This window comes from Actinomycetospora rhizophila, assembly GCF_042657905.1.
GTDB lineage: Bacteria > Actinomycetota > Actinomycetes > Mycobacteriales > Pseudonocardiaceae > Actinomycetospora > Actinomycetospora rhizophila.
Genome location: NZ_JBHSKG010000004.1, coordinates 286,368 through 302,663 on the forward strand (window position 1 = coordinate 286,368; position 16,296 = coordinate 302,663).

18 protein-coding genes are annotated in these 16,296 nt (G+C 75.4%); all 18 read left to right on the forward strand.

Going from position 1 to position 16,296, the window contains the following annotated elements:
* Positions 1-58 precede the first annotated feature (58 nt).
* Positions 59-376: an integration host factor, actinobacterial type gene (mihF, locus tag ACFPK1_RS10740; protein WP_133830239.1), complete on the forward strand. Its 318-nt coding sequence runs from the start codon at positions 59-61 to the stop codon at positions 374-376.
* A 40-nt stretch (positions 377-416) separates the two neighbouring features.
* Positions 417-1,043 carry a guanylate kinase gene (gmk, locus tag ACFPK1_RS10745; protein ID WP_378021016.1) on the forward strand — a complete coding sequence of 209 codons (627 nt, stop codon included), beginning with the start codon at positions 417-419 and terminating at the stop codon, positions 1,041-1,043.
* The gene (gene rpoZ, locus ACFPK1_RS10750) at positions 1,040-1,321 is read left to right on the forward strand and encodes a DNA-directed RNA polymerase subunit omega (protein WP_208114446.1); all 282 of its coding nucleotides are present in this window, start codon (positions 1,040-1,042) and stop codon (positions 1,319-1,321) included. The genes gmk and rpoZ overlap by 4 nt, the downstream gene beginning before the upstream one ends.
* A complete protein-coding gene (coaBC, locus tag ACFPK1_RS10755) occupies positions 1,318-2,559 on the forward strand; it encodes a bifunctional phosphopantothenoylcysteine decarboxylase/phosphopantothenate--cysteine ligase CoaBC (protein WP_378020902.1) in 1,242 nt (413 codons plus the stop codon). The genes rpoZ and coaBC overlap by 4 nt, the downstream gene beginning before the upstream one ends.
* A gap of 164 nt (positions 2,560-2,723) precedes the next feature.
* Positions 2,724-3,902 carry a methionine adenosyltransferase gene (metK, locus tag ACFPK1_RS10760; RefSeq protein ID WP_378020903.1) on the forward strand — a complete coding sequence of 393 codons (1,179 nt, stop codon included), beginning with the start codon at positions 2,724-2,726 and terminating at the stop codon, positions 3,900-3,902.
* A 546-nt stretch (positions 3,903-4,448) separates the two neighbouring features.
* On the forward strand, positions 4,449-6,533 hold the full coding sequence (locus ACFPK1_RS10765; protein ID WP_378020904.1) for a primosomal protein N': 2,085 nt from the start codon (positions 4,449-4,451) through the stop codon (positions 6,531-6,533).
* A gap of 49 nt (positions 6,534-6,582) precedes the next feature.
* Positions 6,583-7,146, forward strand: coding sequence for a TIGR03086 family metal-binding protein (locus tag ACFPK1_RS10770; protein ID WP_378020905.1), 564 nt, complete (start codon positions 6,583-6,585; stop codon positions 7,144-7,146).
* Positions 7,147-7,189: 43 nt separating this feature from the next.
* Positions 7,190-7,741, forward strand: coding sequence for a peptide deformylase (gene def, locus ACFPK1_RS10775; RefSeq protein WP_378020906.1), 552 nt, complete (start codon positions 7,190-7,192; stop codon positions 7,739-7,741).
* 3 nt (positions 7,742-7,744) lie between these two features.
* A complete protein-coding gene (gene fmt / locus ACFPK1_RS10780) occupies positions 7,745-8,671 on the forward strand; it encodes a methionyl-tRNA formyltransferase (RefSeq protein ID WP_378020907.1) in 927 nt (308 codons plus the stop codon).
* A 28-nt stretch (positions 8,672-8,699) separates the two neighbouring features.
* Complete coding sequence (locus ACFPK1_RS10785) at positions 8,700-10,160, forward strand: RsmB/NOP family class I SAM-dependent RNA methyltransferase (protein WP_378020908.1); 1,461 nt, start codon at positions 8,700-8,702, stop codon at positions 10,158-10,160.
* Positions 10,161-10,210: 50 nt separating this feature from the next.
* Positions 10,211-10,879: a ribulose-phosphate 3-epimerase gene (gene rpe / locus ACFPK1_RS10790; protein WP_378021017.1), complete on the forward strand. Its 669-nt coding sequence runs from the start codon at positions 10,211-10,213 to the stop codon at positions 10,877-10,879.
* Positions 10,880-10,976: 97 nt separating this feature from the next.
* A complete protein-coding gene (locus ACFPK1_RS10795; RefSeq protein WP_378020909.1) occupies positions 10,977-11,591 on the forward strand; it encodes a riboflavin synthase in 615 nt (204 codons plus the stop codon).
* 6 nt (positions 11,592-11,597) lie between these two features.
* Complete coding sequence (locus ACFPK1_RS10800; protein ID WP_378020910.1) at positions 11,598-12,884, forward strand: bifunctional 3,4-dihydroxy-2-butanone-4-phosphate synthase/GTP cyclohydrolase II; 1,287 nt, start codon at positions 11,598-11,600, stop codon at positions 12,882-12,884.
* Entirely contained in the window at positions 12,881-13,408 is a 528-nt protein-coding gene (gene ribH, locus ACFPK1_RS10805; protein ID WP_378020911.1) for a 6,7-dimethyl-8-ribityllumazine synthase, read from the forward strand. The genes ACFPK1_RS10800 and ribH overlap by 4 nt, the downstream gene beginning before the upstream one ends.
* Positions 13,405-13,884, forward strand: a complete 480-nt coding sequence (locus tag ACFPK1_RS10810) for a PH domain-containing protein (RefSeq protein WP_378020912.1) — start codon at positions 13,405-13,407, stop codon at positions 13,882-13,884. Before ribH ends, ACFPK1_RS10810 begins: the two co-directional genes overlap by 4 nt.
* Complete coding sequence (locus ACFPK1_RS10815; RefSeq protein ID WP_378020913.1) at positions 13,884-14,885, forward strand: quinone-dependent dihydroorotate dehydrogenase; 1,002 nt, start codon at positions 13,884-13,886, stop codon at positions 14,883-14,885. Before ACFPK1_RS10810 ends, ACFPK1_RS10815 begins: the two co-directional genes overlap by 1 nt.
* A gap of 36 nt (positions 14,886-14,921) precedes the next feature.
* A complete protein-coding gene (locus ACFPK1_RS10820) occupies positions 14,922-15,614 on the forward strand; it encodes an HAD family hydrolase (protein WP_378020914.1) in 693 nt (230 codons plus the stop codon).
* A 95-nt stretch (positions 15,615-15,709) separates the two neighbouring features.
* Positions 15,710-16,168 carry a Rieske (2Fe-2S) protein gene (locus ACFPK1_RS10825; RefSeq protein ID WP_378020915.1) on the forward strand — a complete coding sequence of 153 codons (459 nt, stop codon included), beginning with the start codon at positions 15,710-15,712 and terminating at the stop codon, positions 16,166-16,168.
* The last annotated feature ends 128 nt before the right edge of the window (positions 16,169-16,296 follow it).

The following is a 16,296-nucleotide window of genomic DNA, read 5'->3' on the forward strand; positions in this document are numbered from 1 at the left end:
CCCCACCACGGGCCGGTCTCCCTGGGCCGACCCGTCGTCACGACCCCCGGAGGAGAACGTGGCATTACCCGAGCTGACCGAGGAGCAGCGGGCCGCGGCGCTCGAGAAGGCCGCCGCCGCTCGCCGTGCCCGGGCCGAGCTCAAGGAGCGCCTGAAGCGGGGAGGCACCAGCCTCTCCGAGGTGCTCGAGCAGGCCGACTCGGACGAGGTGCTCGGCAAGATGAAGGTCTCGGCGCTGCTCGAGGCCATGCCGGGTGTGGGCAAGGTGCGCGCCCAGCAGATCATGGAGCGCCTCGAGATCGCCCCGAGCCGCCGCCTGCGCGGCCTGGGCGAGCGCCAGCGCAAGGCTCTGCTCGACGAGTTCTCCGGCGAGTGAGCCTGTGAGTCCTTCCCCCGCCCGCGGGCCCGGCCGGCTGATGGTGCTGGCCGGGCCCTCGGGAGTCGGGAAGAGCACGGTGGTCGCCGAGCTGCGACGCATCCGCGCACCCCTGTGGTTCAGCGTCTCCGCGACCACCCGGGCCGCCCGGCCCGGGGAGGTCGACGGGCGCGACTACCACTTCGTCTCGGCCGCCGAGTTCAACCGGATGATCGCCGAGGGCGAGCTGCTCGAGTGGGCGGAGATCCACGGCGGGATGCACCGGTCGGGCACCCCGCGGGCCCCGGTGGACGAGCACCTCGCCGCCGGGGAGGCCGTGCTGCTCGAGCTCGACCTCGCGGGCGCCCGGGCGGTCCGCGAGAAGCGGCCGGACGCCCTGTTCGTCTTCCTCGAGCCCCCGTCGTGGGAGGTCCTGGTCGACCGGCTGATCGGCCGCGGCACCGAGGCCACCGAGGTCGTCGACCGCCGGCTGGCCACCGCGCGCGAGGAACTGGCCGCGAGCAGCGAGTTCGACACCACGGTCGTCAACCACGACATCGGGGAGACCGCGCGCCAGTTGGTAGAGTTGAGCGTCGGTCCCCCCGGCGAGCACGGCGGCCGGGCGGCCGTTTCCCCTTCGCCGGACCGTTCCGCGTCCGGCGCGACCTCTGCAGGAGCGAGCGAGTGAGCATTCCCACCGGGCGGACCGGCAGCATTCTCGAGGGGCCCGAGGGCATCACCAACCCCCCGATCGACGAGCTGCTGGAGACGGTGAGCTCCAAGTACGCGCTGGTCATCTACGCGGCCAAGCGCGCCCGTCAGATCAACGACTACTACGCCCAGCTGGGCGAGGGGCTCCTCGAGTACGTCGGCCCGCTCGTCGAGCCGGGCCCGCGCGAGAAGCCGCTGTCGGTGGCCATGCGCGAGATCCACTCCGGCCTGCTCGAGCACACCGAGGGCGAGTGACGACGGAGTCCACCCCCCGGGAGATCGTCCTCGGGGTCTCGGGCGGCATCGCCGCCTACAAGGCCTGCGAGGTGCTGCGGCGCCTGCGCGAGGCCGGCCACCACGTGCAGGTGGTGGCCACCCGGTCGGCGCTGGAGTTCATCGGCGCCGCCACGTTCGAGGCGCTGTCCGGGCGGCCGGTGCTCACCGGGGTCTTCGAGAACGTCCACGACGTCGAGCACGTCGCCCTCGGGCGGCGTGCCGAGCTCGTGCTCCTCGTGCCCGCGACGGCCGACCTGCTGGCGCGGATGACCCAGGGCCGCGCCGACGACCTGCTCACCTCCACGCTGCTCACCGCGCGCTGCCCGGTGCTCGCCGTGCCCGCGATGCACACCGAGATGTGGGAGCACCCCGCGACGGTCGACAACGTCGCGACGCTGCGCCGGCGCGGCACGGTCGTGCTCGAGCCCGCCTCGGGCCGCCTCACGGGCGCCGACACCGGCCCGGGGCGCCTGCCCGAGCCCCCCGAGATCGCCGAGTTCGCCCGCCTGCTCCTCGAGTGGAGCGCGAGCGAGGGCGAGCCGTTCCCGCTGCCCCGCGACCTCGAGGGCCGCCGCGTGGTCGTCTCGGCCGGCGGGACGGCCGAGCCGCTCGACCCGGTGCGCACGCTGGGCAACCGCTCGTCGGGGCGCCAGGGCTACGCGCTCGCCCGCGTCGCGGCCCAGCGCGGCGCGGACGTGACGCTCGTCGCGGGGACGATCGCCGACCTCGACCCGCCCGCCGCGGTCGACCTGCGGCGCGTGCAGACCACCCGCGAGATGCGCGACGCCGTGCTCGACGCGTCGAAGGCCGCGGACGTGGTCGTCATGGCCGCCGCGGTGTCGGACTTCCGGCCGACGGCGCTGTCCGCCGGCAAGATCAAGAAGGGCGAGGAGCCGCCCTCGATCCCGCTCGAGTTCAACCCCGACATCCTGCGCGAGCTCGTCACCGAGGACGTGCCGCGGCGCCTGGTCGTGGGCTTCGCCGCGGAGACCGGCGACGAGCACGGCACCGTCCTCGAGTACGGGCGCGCCAAGCTCGAGCGCAAGGGGTGTGACCTTCTCGTCGTCAACGCCGTGGGAGCGGGCAAGGCGTTCGAGACCGAGGACAACGAGGGGTGGCTCCTCGGCGCCGACGGGTCGTCCGCACGCCTGCCGATGGGCTCGAAAGCCGCGCTCGCAGCGCGCGTGTGGGACGCCGTCGCCGAGCGGTTGCGCTGAAACGTTGCGCTGATCGGCGCATTCCCACGATTCGGCGATGAACACAACCGCTCTGTGACACGCTTGGCATTCAGGCAGGTCAGCCCGCTCGCGGGAGCACGGGGAGCCGTTAGTGTGGTCGGGTCCCATTGTCGAGGCAGGGAGTGATTGTGCCCGCTAGGCGTTTGTTCACCAGTGAATCCGTCACCGAGGGCCACCCAGACAAGATCTGTGACGCAGTCAGCGACGGCATCCTGGACGCCCTGCTGGCGCAGGACCCGAAGTCGCGCGTCGCGGTCGAGACGATGGTCACGACGGGCCAGGTGCACGTCGCCGGCGAGGTGACCACCAACGCCCAGGTCAACTACGTGGACGTCGTCCGCAAGACCATCCTGGACATCGGCTACGACTCGTCGGCCAAGGGCTTCGACGGCGAGAGCTGCGGCGTGTCGATCTCGATCGGCGCGCAGTCCAAGGACATCGCGCAGGGCGTCGACGAGGGCTACGAGTCCCGCGTCGAGGGCTCCGAGGACGAGATCGCCAAGCAGGGTGCCGGCGACCAGGGCCTGATGTTCGGCTACGCCGACGCCGACACCCCCGAGCTGATGCCGCTGCCCATCGGGCTGGCGCACCGGCTCGCTCGCAAGCTCACCGCGGTCCGCCGCGACGGGACGCTGCCCTACCTGCGTCCCGACGGGAAGACCCAGGTCACCATCGCCTACGACGACGACAAGCCCGTCGGCGTGGAGACCGTGGTCCTGTCGACGCAGCACGCCGCCGACATCGACCTGGACAACCTGCTCGCGCCGGACATCCGGTCGAAGGTCATCAACCCGGTGCTCGAGGGGATCGACCTCGACTCGTCGAACACCCGCGTCCTGGTCAACCCGACCGGCCGCTTCGTCACCGGCGGCCCCATGGGCGACGCCGGCCTGACCGGCCGGAAGATCATCGTCGACACCTACGGCGGCTACGCCCGCCACGGCGGCGGCGCCTTCTCCGGCAAGGACCCGTCGAAGGTCGACCGCTCCGCGGCGTACGCGATGCGCTGGGTGGCCAAGAACGTCGTGGCCGCCGGTCTGGCCAAGCGCGTCGAGGTCCAGATCGCCTACGCGATCGGCAAGGCCGAGCCCGTGGGCGTCTTCGTCGAGACCTTCGGCACCGCCCAGGTCGACCCGTCGAAGATCGAGAAGGCCATCCACGAGGTCTTCGACCTGCGCCCCGGCGCGATCGTGCGCGACCTGCAGCTGCTGCGCCCGATCTACCAGCCGACCGCGGCGTACGGCCACTTCGGCCGCGACGACCTCGATCTCCCGTGGGAGCGCACCGACCGCGCCGACGCGCTGAAGTCGATCGCCACCTAGCGGTGCGAGCGATGCGGCGTTGCTGGCGTCCGACGCCAGGATCGCCACACGCTCGCTGAGCGACACGCCGGCCCGGCCACCCCGTCCCCTCGGGGTGGCCGGGCCGTTCGCGTTCGCCCGGGGGAGTGTCAGCGTGGCGGCCACGCCGGCGTTCAACGTCAGGAAAGCCCCCAGCTCGCCGGGGCGGACCAGGTCGTGGAGATCACCAGGCGCCAGGCACCGCGACGACGCCGGCCGAGGTGCCTGTCCGCCTGCTGATCTTCGTGTGCCGGGCGCGCCGGAGATCACGAGCACGTCATCGACGCGACGGTGCCGTCCGCGGTGCACCACGCGCCCGTGATCTCGCGGGCCCGGGCGGGCGGCACGCGCCCTGACCCCTCGCCGCCACGTGATCAACGGGGACTTCGCGCGCGTAGAAGCAGCGAGATACCCGTTCGCTCGGTACGTCCCCGCCCTCAGCACACGACGGTCGTCGGCGACGGCGCGGGTCGGGGATCGCGCTGATCGCCCACCGGGGCGTCGCGGGGCTCTGGTAGACCGGGGCGCGTGAGCGAGACGGACGAAGCGCTGTTCGCGGCGCCCGCACCCGTCGAGAAGGCTCCCGAGAAGAAGGCTCCCGAGAAGCCCGCGAGGAAGCCACACCGCAACGAGCGCCTGCCCGCCGAGGAGCGCCCCGTCGCCCGGGTGGCCGTCGACGTCAACCTCGCGCACCTCGACCGCGCCTTCGACTACCAGGTCCCCGAGCAGCTCTCCGCCGACGCCGTGCCCGGCGCGCGGGTGCGGGTCCGCTTCGCCGGGCGCCTGGTGGACGGCTTCGTGCTCGCCCGCGAGGACACCAGCGAGCACACCGGCCGCCTGGGCTGGCTCGAGAAGGTCGTCTCGCCGGAACCGGTGCTGCGCGACGAGCTCGCCGGCCTCTGCCGCGCCGTCGCCGACCGCTATGCCGGCACGCTCGCCGACGTCCTGCGCCTCGCGGTCCCGCCGCGCCACGCCCGCGTCGAGGCCGAGGCACCCCCGGAGCGCCCGGAGCCCCGCGCGCCGGAAAGCCACGGCTGGGGCGCCTACCCGCGCGGCCCGGCGCTGCTCGAGGCGCTCGAGCAGGGACGGCCGGCCCACGCCGTGTGGCAGGCGCTGCCCGGCGAGGACTGGCCCGCACGGCTCGCCGAGGCCGCCGCCACGGCCGCCGCCGGCGGGCGCAGCGCCGTGCTCGTCGTGCCCGACCGCCGCGACCTCGACCGCGTCCAGGCCGCCTGCGAGACTGTCGCGGGCGAGCAGGCCGTCGTCGCGCTCGCCGCCGACCTGGGTCCCGCCGAGCGCTACCGGCGCTGGCTCGCGGTCGCCCGCGGGCAGGTGCGGATCGTGGTCGGCACGCGGGCCACCGCCTTCGCCCCGGTCACCGACCCCGGGCTGATCGTGGTGTGGGACGACGGCGACGACTCGCACGCCGAGCCGCGCGCGCCCTACCCGCACGCCCGCGACGTCGCCATGACCCGCGCGCACCGCGGCGGTGCCGCGCTGCTCGTCGCCGGGTTCGCCCGCACGGCCGAGGCCGCCCTGCTCGTGGCCAGCGGCTGGGCGCACGACGTGGTCGCCGACCGGGCCATCGTCCGCGCCCGCGGCCCGCGCGTCACCGCGATCGGCGAGGACGACCGCCAGCTCCTGCGCGACCCGTCCGCGCGCGCGGCCCGGGTGCCGTCGGTGGCCTGGGAGGCCGCCCGCGCCGCGCTCTCCGCGGGCGCACCGGTCCTCGTGCAGGTGCCCCGCAAGGGCTACCTGCCCGCCGTGGCGTGCGCGCAGTGCCGCGAGCCCGCCCGCTGCCGCCGCTGCGCGGGCCCGCTCGCGCTGCCGCACCACGGTGACGCGGCCCCCACCTGCCGCTGGTGCGGGCACCCGGACGCCGCCTACCGCTGCGGCGCCTGCGGCTCGACGCGGCTGCGCGCCCTGGCCGTCGGGTCCGCGCGGACGGCCGAGGAGCTGGGCCGGGCGTTCCCGCAGACGGTGGTGCGCAGCTCCGGCGGCGGCGCCACGGTGCTCGACCACGTGCCCGGCGACCCGGCGCTGGTCGTCGCCACGCCGGGTGCCGAGCCGGTCGCCGAGGGGGGCTACGGCGCGGCGCTGCTGCTCGACGGGGCGGTGCTGCTCGCCCGTCCCGAGCTGCGGGCGGGGGAGGAGACGCTGCGCCGCTGGTTCGGGGCCGCCGCCCTGGTCCGGCCGGCCCGGGACGGCGGCCGCGTCGTGGTCGTCGCCGACTCCTCGACCCCCGCGGTGCAGGCGCTCGTGCGCTGGGACCCGGCCGGGTCGGCGGCCACGGAGCTCGCCGCGCGCGACGAGCTGGCCCTGCCGCCGGCGATGCGGATGGCCGCGGTCGACGGGCCGCCGCCCGCCGTCGCCGACCTCCTCGCCGCCCTGCCCGCCACCGTCGAGGTGCTCGGCCCCGTCGAGCTGCCCCCGGGCACCCGGCTCCCCGGCGCCGAGGAGCGCACCGAGGGCGCCGAGCGCTGCCTCGTGCGCGTCCCGCGGACCGAGGGCCGGGCGCTGGCGAAGGAGCTGCACGCCGCCCAGGCCGTACGTTCGGCCCGCAAGGAGCGCGAGACGGTCCGGGTGCTCCTCGACCCCCTGGACCCGCTGTGACCACCTGTGCCACTATTCAACTCTGAGGTTGAATAGATGGGAGGGTGTCATGACCGACGAGACCGCCGCCGACCGCCACCGGCGCATCGCGGCCGCGTTCACCGAGCGGGTGCGCGGCACCGCCGACTGGGACGCCCCGGCGCCCGTGGCGGGCTGGACCGCGCGGGACGTGGTCGGGCACCTGACGACGTGGTTCCCCGGCTTCCTGGCCGGGGCGGGCGTCACGCTGCCCGCGGGACCGGGGGCGGCGGACGACCCGGTCGGCGCCTGGAGGCGCCAGCGTGACGCGGTGCAGGCGCTGCTCGACGACCCGGCCGAGGCCGACCGGACGATCGAGAACCCGCACCTCGGCGCCATGACCCTCGCCGGCGCGACGAACATGATCTACACGACCGACGTCTTCATGCACACCTGGGACCTCGCCCGCGCCACCGGTCAGGACGACCGGCTCGACCCCGGCGAGTGCGCGGTCCTCGTCGACGGGATGGAGCCGATGGAGGAGCTGATCCGGAGCTCGGGGCAGTACGGGCCGCGCGTCCCGGTGCCCGACGACGCCGATGCCCAGACCCGCCTGCTCGGCTTCATCGGCCGCGACCCCGCGTGGAAGCCCTGACGCGAGGACTACCCTGGACGGTCGACCCCCTGAGAGAGGACCGATGACCGTCCAGCCGTTACGCCTGTTCGGCGACCCCGTCCTGCGGACGAAGGCCGACCCCGTCGTCGACTTCGACAAGGAGCTGCGCACCCTCGTCGCCGACCTGCACGAGACCATGCGCGACGAGGGCGGGGCGGGCCTCGCGGCGCCGCAGATCGGCGTGGGGCTGCGGGTGTTCACGTTCCGCGCCGACGGCGTCGAGGGCCACATGGTCAACCCGACGTGGAACGCCGCCGACGACACCGAGCAGGTCGGGCCGGAGGGCTGCCTGTCCATCCCCGGCCTGCGCTTCGACTGCCGCCGCTTCGAGCACGTCGTCGCCACCGGCTGGGACATGTACGGCGAGCCGCAGACCGTCGAGGGCACGGCGCTGATCGCGCGGGCGATCCAGCACGAGACAGACCACCTCGACGGCGTGCTCTTCCTCGACAAGCTCGACCCGCAGACCCGCCGCGAGGCGATGAAGGCCATCCGCGAGGCGCCGTGGTTCGACGCCGGGGCGCCGCCGACGGTGAAGACGAGCCCGCACCCGCTCTTCGGGCGAGCCCTGTAGCCCGTGCGCGTCGTCTTCGCGGGCACGCCCGAGCCCGCCCTGCCCTCCCTCCGGCGCCTGCTCGACAGCACGCGCCACGAGGTCGTCGCCGTCGTCACCCGGCCCGACGCGCCGGCCGGGCGCTCGCGCCGCCCGCAGCGCAGCCCCGTCGGCGCGCTGGCCGACGAGGCCGGCGTCCCGGTCCTCACCCCGGTGAAGGCCTCCGAGCCGGGCTTCCTCGAGGAGCTGGCGGACCTGGCCCCCGACTGCTGTCCGGTCGTGGCCTACGGCAACCTGCTGCGGCGCGAGGCCCTCGACATCCCGCGGCACGGCTGGGTCAACCTGCACTTCTCGCTGCTCCCGGCGTGGCGGGGTGCCGCGCCCGTGCAGGCGGCGATCCGTGCCGGCGACGAGATCACCGGCGCCAGCACCTTCGCCCTGGAGGAGGGCATGGACACCGGCCCGGTCTACGGCACGGTCACCGAGGAGATCGGGCGCCACGACACCGCCGGCGTCCTGCTCGAGCGGCTCGCGATCTCGGGCGCCGCCCTGCTGGTGAGCACCCTCGACGGCATCGAGGACGGCGAGCTCGCCCCCGTGCCCCAGCCCGCCGACGGCGTCTCCCACGCCCCGAAGATCACCGTCGACGACGCCCGGGTGCCGTGGTCGCACCCCGCACCGGCCGTCGACCGGCTGGTCCGGGCGGTGACGCCCGCCCCGGGCGCCTGGACGACGTTCCGCGAGGCCCGCCTCAAGCTCGGTCCCGTGCGCACCACCGGCGAGGGCGGCCTGGAGCCGGGCTCGCTCCGGGTCGAGCGCACCCGGGTGCTCGTGGGCACCGACGGCGCGGCCGTCGCCCTGGGCGACGTCCAGCCCCAGGGGAAGAAGGCCATGCCCGCGGTCGACTGGGCCCGCGGCGTGCGCCCGGAGCCGGGGGAGCGGTTCGCGTGACCGGGGCGAGCGAAGCGACGGGGGGCGTATGACCGACAGCTCCGTCCCGCCCGGCGGGCACCGTTCCGGTCGCGGCCCGCGCCGCAAGCCCGACGACCGCCGGCGCGGCAGCGGCCCGCCGCGCGGCCGCCAGGGCCCCGGCCGCCCGCCGTCGGGGGACCCGGCGCGCGAGGCCGCCCTGGACACCCTGCGCGCGGTCCGCGAGGACGCCGCGTACGCCAACCTCGTCCTGCCCGCGCTGCTGCGCGAGCGGCGGATCACCGGGCGGGACGCGGCGCTGGCCACCGATCTCACCTACGGCACCTGCCGCGCCCAGGGCCTGCTCGACGCGATCCTCGCCGCCTGCTGCGACCGCCCGCTCGACGAGCTGGACGGGCCCGTCCTCGACGCCCTGCGTCTCGGTGCCCAGCAGCTGCTGCGCACCCGGATCCCCCCGCACGCCGCGGTGAGCGCGGTGGTCGAGCTCGTGCGCTCCCGCGCCGGCTCGCGGCCCACGGGATTCGTCAACGCCGTGCTGCGCCGGGTCGCCGAGCGCGACGAGGCCGCCTGGGTCGAGCGGCTCGCCCCGCCCGACGACCTCGGGCGCCTCGCCCTGGCCCACGCCCACCCGCGGTGGATCGCCGAGGTCTTCGCCCGGGCGCTGGGGAGCGACGACGAGCTCGGCGCGGCGCTCGCCGCCGACGACGCCCGCCCCGCGGTCCACCTCGCGGCCCGCCCCGGGGAGATCTCCGCCGAGGAGCTCGCCGCGATCACCGGCGGCGACGAGTCCCCGTACTCGCCGTACGGCGTCCTGCTCACCGAGGGCGGCGACCCCGGCGAGCTCGCCCCCGTCCGCGAGGGCCTCGCCGTCGTCCAGGACGAGGGCAGCCAGCTCGTCGCCCTCGTGGCCTCCCGCGCGCCGGTGGAGGGGTCCGACACGCGCTGGCTCGACCTGTGCGCGGGCCCGGGCGGCAAGGCCGTGATGCTCGGGGCGCTCGCCGCGATCGAGGGCGCGACCCTCGACGCCGTCGACCGCGCGCCGCACCGGGCGCGGCTGGTCGAGCAGGCCACCGAGGGCCTGCCGGTGCGCGTGCACACCGGTGACGCCCGCGAGCTCACGCTGCCCGAGGAGGCGTACGACCGCGTCCTCGTCGACGCCCCGTGCACCGGCCTCGGTGCGCTGCGCCGCCGCCCCGAGGCCCGCTGGCGCCGGCAGCCCGAGGACGTCGCCGAGCTCACCGAGCTCCAGCGCAGCCTGCTGCGCGCCGCCCTCGAGCGCACACGGCCCGGCGGCGTGGTCACCTACGCGACGTGCTCACCGCACCCCGAGGAGACCACCGCCGTCGTCACCGCCGTCGCGGCCGAGACCGGCGCCGAGCTGCTCGACACCCCGGCGCTGCTCCCCGAGGTGCCGGACACCGCCGTGCCCGGCGACGGCCCCGGCGTCCAGCTGTGGCCGCACCGCCACGGCACCGACGCGATGTACGCCGCCGTGCTCCGCAGGGTGTGACCGCTCGGACGGACGAGACCACTACCATGCGTCACGTGCCGCGTCCCCCCATGATCGCTCCGAGCATCCTGTCCGCGGACTTCGCGCGCCTGAAGGAAGAAGCGGACGCGGTCCCCGGGGCGGACTGGCTGCACGTCGACGTCATGGACGGGCACTTCGTCCCCAACCTGACGCTGGGCCTGCCGGTGGTCGAGGCGCTGGAGCGGGCCACCGCCATCCCGCTCGACTGCCACCTCATGATCAACGATCCGGACCGCTGGGCGCCGGGCTACGCCGAGGCCGGGTCGCGCAACGTCACCGTGCACGCCGAGGCGGCGCACGACCCCCGCGGGGTCGCCCGCGACATCCGTGCCGCCGGGGCGCTGGCCGGCCTCTCGGTGAAGCCGCGCACCGCGCTCGAGGACTGGGTCGAGGTGCTGCGCGACTACGACACGCTGCTCGTGATGAGCGTCGAGCCGGGCTTCGGCGGGCAGAAGTTCATGCCCGAGGTGCTCGACAAGGTCCGCACCGCGCGGCGGCTGGTCGACACCGGCCACCTCAACGTCATCGTCGAGATCGACGGCGGGATCAGCCGCGACACCATCGAGCAGGCGGCGGAGGCGGGTGTCGACTGCTTCGTGGCGGGCTCGGCGGTGTACGGCGCCGACGACCCCGAGCGGGCGGTGGAGGCGCTGCGCGAGCAGGCCGTGCGGGCCTCGGCGCACCTCGAGCAGGGGTGAGAGCGGCATCACGACGGTGGTGCTGCCGCGGGGGCGCGTCGTGAGGATGATGGGCCGGGCAGGGCAGCTCGATCCAGGAGACCTGAGGGAGACCGCAGTGTTCACGGGGATCGTCGAGGAGGTCGGCGAGATCGTCGACGTCGTCTCCCAGGACGACGCGGCTCGCCTGCGCGTGCGCGGCCCGCTGGTCACCTCCGACGCCCGGCCCGGCGACTCCATCTCTGTCAACGGTGTCTGCCTGACGGTCGTCGACCCCGCCACCGGCGAGTTCGGCGTCGACGTCATGGGGGAGACGCTGCGGCGCTCCTCGCTGGCCGGCGCGACGGCGGGCACGCGGGTCAACCTCGAACGGGCCGTGGCGGCCGGCGACCGCCTGGGCGGGCACATCGTCCAGGGGCACGTCGACGGCACCGCCACCGTGGTCGAGCGCACCGAGCACGACCAGTGGACGACGCTGCGCTTCCGGGTGGAGGGCGACCTGACCCGCTACGTGGTGGAGAAGGGCTCGATCGCCGTCGACGGGGTCAGCCTGACGGTCACCGAGGTCGACGACGAGTCCTTCGCCGTCGGTCTCATCCCGACCACACTGCGCGAGACGACCCTGGGGGAGCGGGCCGTGGGATCCACGGTCAACCTCGAGGTCGACGTGGTCGCCAAGTACGTCGAGCGCCTCGTGGGAGCCCACACCGCGGGCACGTCACAGGGGAAGTAGGAGCAGGTGGAGGGCTTCGAGCACATCGAGCGGGCGATCGCGGACATCGCCGCGGGCAAGGCCGTCGTCGTCGTCGACGACGAGGACCGCGAGAACGAGGGTGACCTCGTCTTCGCCGCGGAGTGCGCGACGCCGGAGCTCGTGTCGTTCATGGTGCGCTACACGTCGGGGTACATCTGCGTGCCGCTGACGGGGGAGGCGTGCGACCGGCTCGACCTGCCGCCCGCGCACTCGATCAACCAGGACCGCCACGGCACCGCCTACACGGTGTCGGTCGACGCCCGCGAGGGCATCGGCACCGGCATCTCGGGCACCGACCGGGCGCACACCATCCGCGTGCTCGCGCACCCCGAGTCGGGCCCCACCGACCTCTCGCGGCCCGGGCACGTCGTGCCGCTGCGCGCCCGCGAGGGTGGCGTGCTGCGCCGCCCCGGGCACACCGAGGCCGCGGTCGACCTGGCCCGGCTCGCCGGGCTCGCCCCGGCCGGCGCCATCTGCGAGATCGTGTCGCAGAAGGACGACGGCGACATGGCCCGCTTCGACGAGCTCCAGGTCTTCGCCGACGAGCACGAGCTCTCGCTCATCACGATCAAGGACCTCATCGCGTACCGGCGGCGCTCGGAGAAGCAGGTCGTGCAGGTCGCGCACGCCAACATCCCGACCGACCACGGCACGTTCGTGGCCTACGGCTACGACTCGGTGCTCGACGGCATCGAGCACATCGCGCTCGTGCACGGCGAGCTCGGCGACGGCGAGGACGTGCTCGTGCGCGTCCACTCCGAGTGCCTCACCGGCGACGTCCTGCGCTCCCGGCGCTGCGACTGCGGCCCCCAGCTCGACGCGGCCATGGCGGCCGTCGTCGCCGAGGGCCGCGGCGTCGTGCTCTACGTGCGCGGCCACGAGGGCCGCGGGATCGGCCTGATCCACAAGCTGCAGGCCTACCAGCTGCAGGACGCCGGGGCGGACACCGTCGACGCCAACCTCGCGCTCGGCATGCCCGCCGACGCCCGCGACTACGGCACCGGCGCGCAGATCCTCGCCGACCTCGGCATCAAGTCGATGCGCCTGCTGACCAACAACCCCGAGAAGCGCGCCGGGCTCGAGGGCTACGGCCTGGAGATCCTCGGGCGCGTGGCGCTCCCGGCCCGCGCGACGCCGGAGAACCTGCGCTACCTGCGCACCAAGCGTGACCGCATGGGCCACGACCTCGAGGGGCTCGACAGCGAGCAGGACACCGTCGTCGCGCAGACGACCGACGGCTCCGACGCGGCCGTGGGCGGGACCCGGGCGTGAGCGGCGAGGGGCGCCCGGAGGCCGAGGTCCCGGACGCGGCGGGCCTCACGCTGGGCATCGCCGTGACGCGCTGGAACGCCACCATCACCGACGTGCTGCTCGAGCGCGCCCGCGACGCGGCGGCGAAGGCCGGGGTGGCGGAGCCGACGGTCGTGCGGGTCGCCGGCGCCATGGAGCTGCCGGTCGTGTGCCAGGGCCTCGCCGAGCACCACGACGCGGTGGTCGGGCTCGGCGTCGTCATCCGCGGCGAGACCCCGCACTTCGACTACGTCTGCGACGCCGTGACCGCCGGGCTGCTGCGCGTGGGCCTCGACGCCCGCACCCCGGTGGGCAACGGCGTGCTGACCGTCAACGAGGAGGCGCAGGCCTGGGCGCGCGCCGGGACACCGACCTCGAGCGAGGACAAGGGCTTCGAGGCCACGGTGGCGGCCCTGGACGCGGCGCTGACCCTGCGGGGGCTGCAGGGAGACATCGGAGGGAGCACGCCGATAGGGGAGCGGAGCTCGACCCGGAGGATGCGGTGACGGGGCCGGTCGTCCCGCCCGAGGCGCTCGACCTCGGCGAGGTGGAGCTCGAGGTCCGCCCGGTGCGCATCCGCTGGGTCGCCTGGGTGCTGGCGATCTTCCTGTTCGCGTTCTTCGGCTTCGGCGCGCTGCTGGTGTTCGTGGAGGCGTCGGGGTTCAACTTCCGGCCCGCCGACCAGATCGCGATGGTCGTGCTGGGCGCGATCCTCGCCGGCTGCGCGCTGCTGTTCACGCGTCCCCGCCTGCGGGCCGGGCCCGGCGGCGTCGAGGTGCGCGCCACGATCCTCACCCGCCGCGTGGCGTGGTCCGAGGTCCTCGGGGTGAGCTTCCCCGACGGGGCCCAGTTCGCCCGCCTCGAGCTGCCCGACGACGAGTACCTGACGATCTCGGCGCTGCAGGCCGTCGACCGCGGCCACGCCGCGCGCGGGGTGACCGCGCTGCGCCGCCTGCACGCGCAGTACCACCACGCCGGCTGATGGGTGCCTACGACGCCCTGTTCCGGCACGTCGCGACCCGGGTGCCGGCCGAGCTGACCCACCGCGTCGGGGTCACGGCCCTGCGCGCGGCGGCGCCGGTGCTGCCCGGGTCCGCGGTCGCCGCCCGGCCGGTCGAGGCGATGGGGCTGCGCTTCGCCAATCCGCTCGGCGTGGCCGCCGGGTACGACAAGGACGCCGAGGGCGTGCTCGGGCTCGCGCGCCTGGGGTTCGGCGCGGTCGAGGTCGGCACGGTCACCGCGCGCCCGCAGCCCGGCAACCCGCGCCCGCGGCTGTTCCGGCTGCCCGCCGACCGGGCACTGGTCAACCGGATGGGCTTCAACAACGCCGGCGCCGACGTCGTCGCCGCGCGGCTGGCGGCGCTGCGCGCCCGGGGCGCGGGGACCGTCGTCGGGGTCAACATCGGGCGCTCGAAGACCGCCACCGACGCCGTCGCGGACTACCGGTACTCGGCGCGGATCCTGGGCCCGCACGCCGACTACGTCGTCGTCAACGTCAGCTCGCCGAACACCCCGGGCCTGCGCGACCTGCAGGGCGTCGACGCGCTCGAGCCGCTGCTCGCCGCGGTGCGCGACGAGGTCGGCGCCACCCCGCTGCTCGTGAAGATCACCGCCGACCTCGACGACGACGGCGTCGACGCCGTCGCCGACCTCGCGGTCGCGCAGGGCCTGGACGGCATCGTCGCCACCAACACGACCGTCGCGCGCACGGGCCTCGCCTCGCCGGCGGACGTCGTCGTCGCGGCCGGGTCCGGCGGGCTGTCGGGCGCCCCGCTGGTGGGCCCGGCCCGCGCGGTGCTGGCCCGGCTGCGCGAGCGGGTGGGCGGGCGGCTGACGCTCGTGTCGGTGGGCGGGATCGACACCGCGGCCGAGGCGCGCGCCCGCCTCGAGGCCGGCGCGACGCTGGTCCAGGCGTACACGGGGTTCGTCTACGGCGGCCCCGGCTGGCCGCGGCGGGTGCTGCGCGAGCTCGCCGACATGTGAGTGATTTTCCCGGCCGTAGCCGGGAATTCCGCTCACATGACTGCCCCCGCCCGCCGTCCCCAGGTCGTGCTCTTCGACCTCTTCGAGACGTGCCTGCAGCTCGAGGGCCTGCGGCCCCGGTTCGAGGCGCTCGGGCGCCCCGGCCACGAGCTCGAGCTGTTCTTCGCCCGGCTGCTGCACCACGGCATGGCGATGACGCTGGCGGGCGAGGCGCCGCCGTTCGCCGTCGTGGCCGCCGACATGCTCCGTCGCACGAGCGGGCGCGACCTCACTGACGAGCAGGTGGCGTCGGTGCTCGACGGCTTCCGTGAGCTGCCCGTGCACCCCGACCTGGCGCCGGCGCTGCGCCGCCTGGGCGAGGCGGGCGTGCCCGCCTACGGGTTCACCCACGGCTCGGCGGAGGTCGCGGGCGCGGCCCTGGAGGCCGGCGGGGTGCGGGACCTGTTCGTCGACGTGATGTCGTGCGCCGAGCTCAAGCTGTTCAAGCCGCCGCCCGCGGTCTACCACTGGGCCTGCGACCGCATCGCCACCGCGCCCGCGCGCACCGCGCTGGTCGCCGTCCACTCGTGGGACGTGCACGGCGCGGTGTCGGCGGGCCTGGTCGGGGCGTACTGCGAGCGCCTCGAGGGCCGCATCCCGGACGCCGTCGCCGTCCCGCACGTCACCGGCCCGGCGCTCGACGACGTCGTCGAGGGCCTCCTCGCCCTCCCCGCCGAGCCCTCGCCCTGACCCTTGTGAGCGATGTTCGGGGCGATAGCCCCGAACATCGCTCACATGGGGGCGCGGGCAGACTGGGGGCACCACTCACGATCACGGAGGTGTCGGTGCCCACCACCACCGGTCCCAGCCGCCGCACGGTCCTCTGCGGGCTCGCGGTCGCCCTCGCCACCCCCGGTGCGCTCGCGGCCTGCTCGTCGGGCGGGACGCCGAGCGGTGCGGCGCCCGCGCCGGCGCCCGCTCCGGGGACCACCGCGCCGAGCGCGACCGCGGCCGGCGGCGGCACGCCGGTCGCGCAGATCCCGGTGGGCGGCGGCACGATCGCCACGGTCGGCGACCGCTCGGTCCTGCTCGTGCAGCCCACCGCCGGGCAGTTCAAGGGCTTCGACGCGACGTGCCCGCACCAGGGCACCACTGTCGACCCGCCCGAGAACGGCGTGATCACCTGCCCCAACCACTTCAGCCAGTTCGACGCGGCCACCGGCGCGGTCCGCAAGGGCCCGGCGGACACGGGCCTCACCGAGGTGCCGGTCACCGTCGTCGACGGCACGGTGCAGGTGTCCTGACCGGCGCGCTCGCCCTGCACGCCCTGTGGTCCCCGGGGCGCGGCGTCTGCCTCTGGGCCGAGGACCCCGACCTCCCGGTCCGCAGCACCAGCCGCGCCCGGCGGGGCGCCCGCCCGCACCCGTTCGCG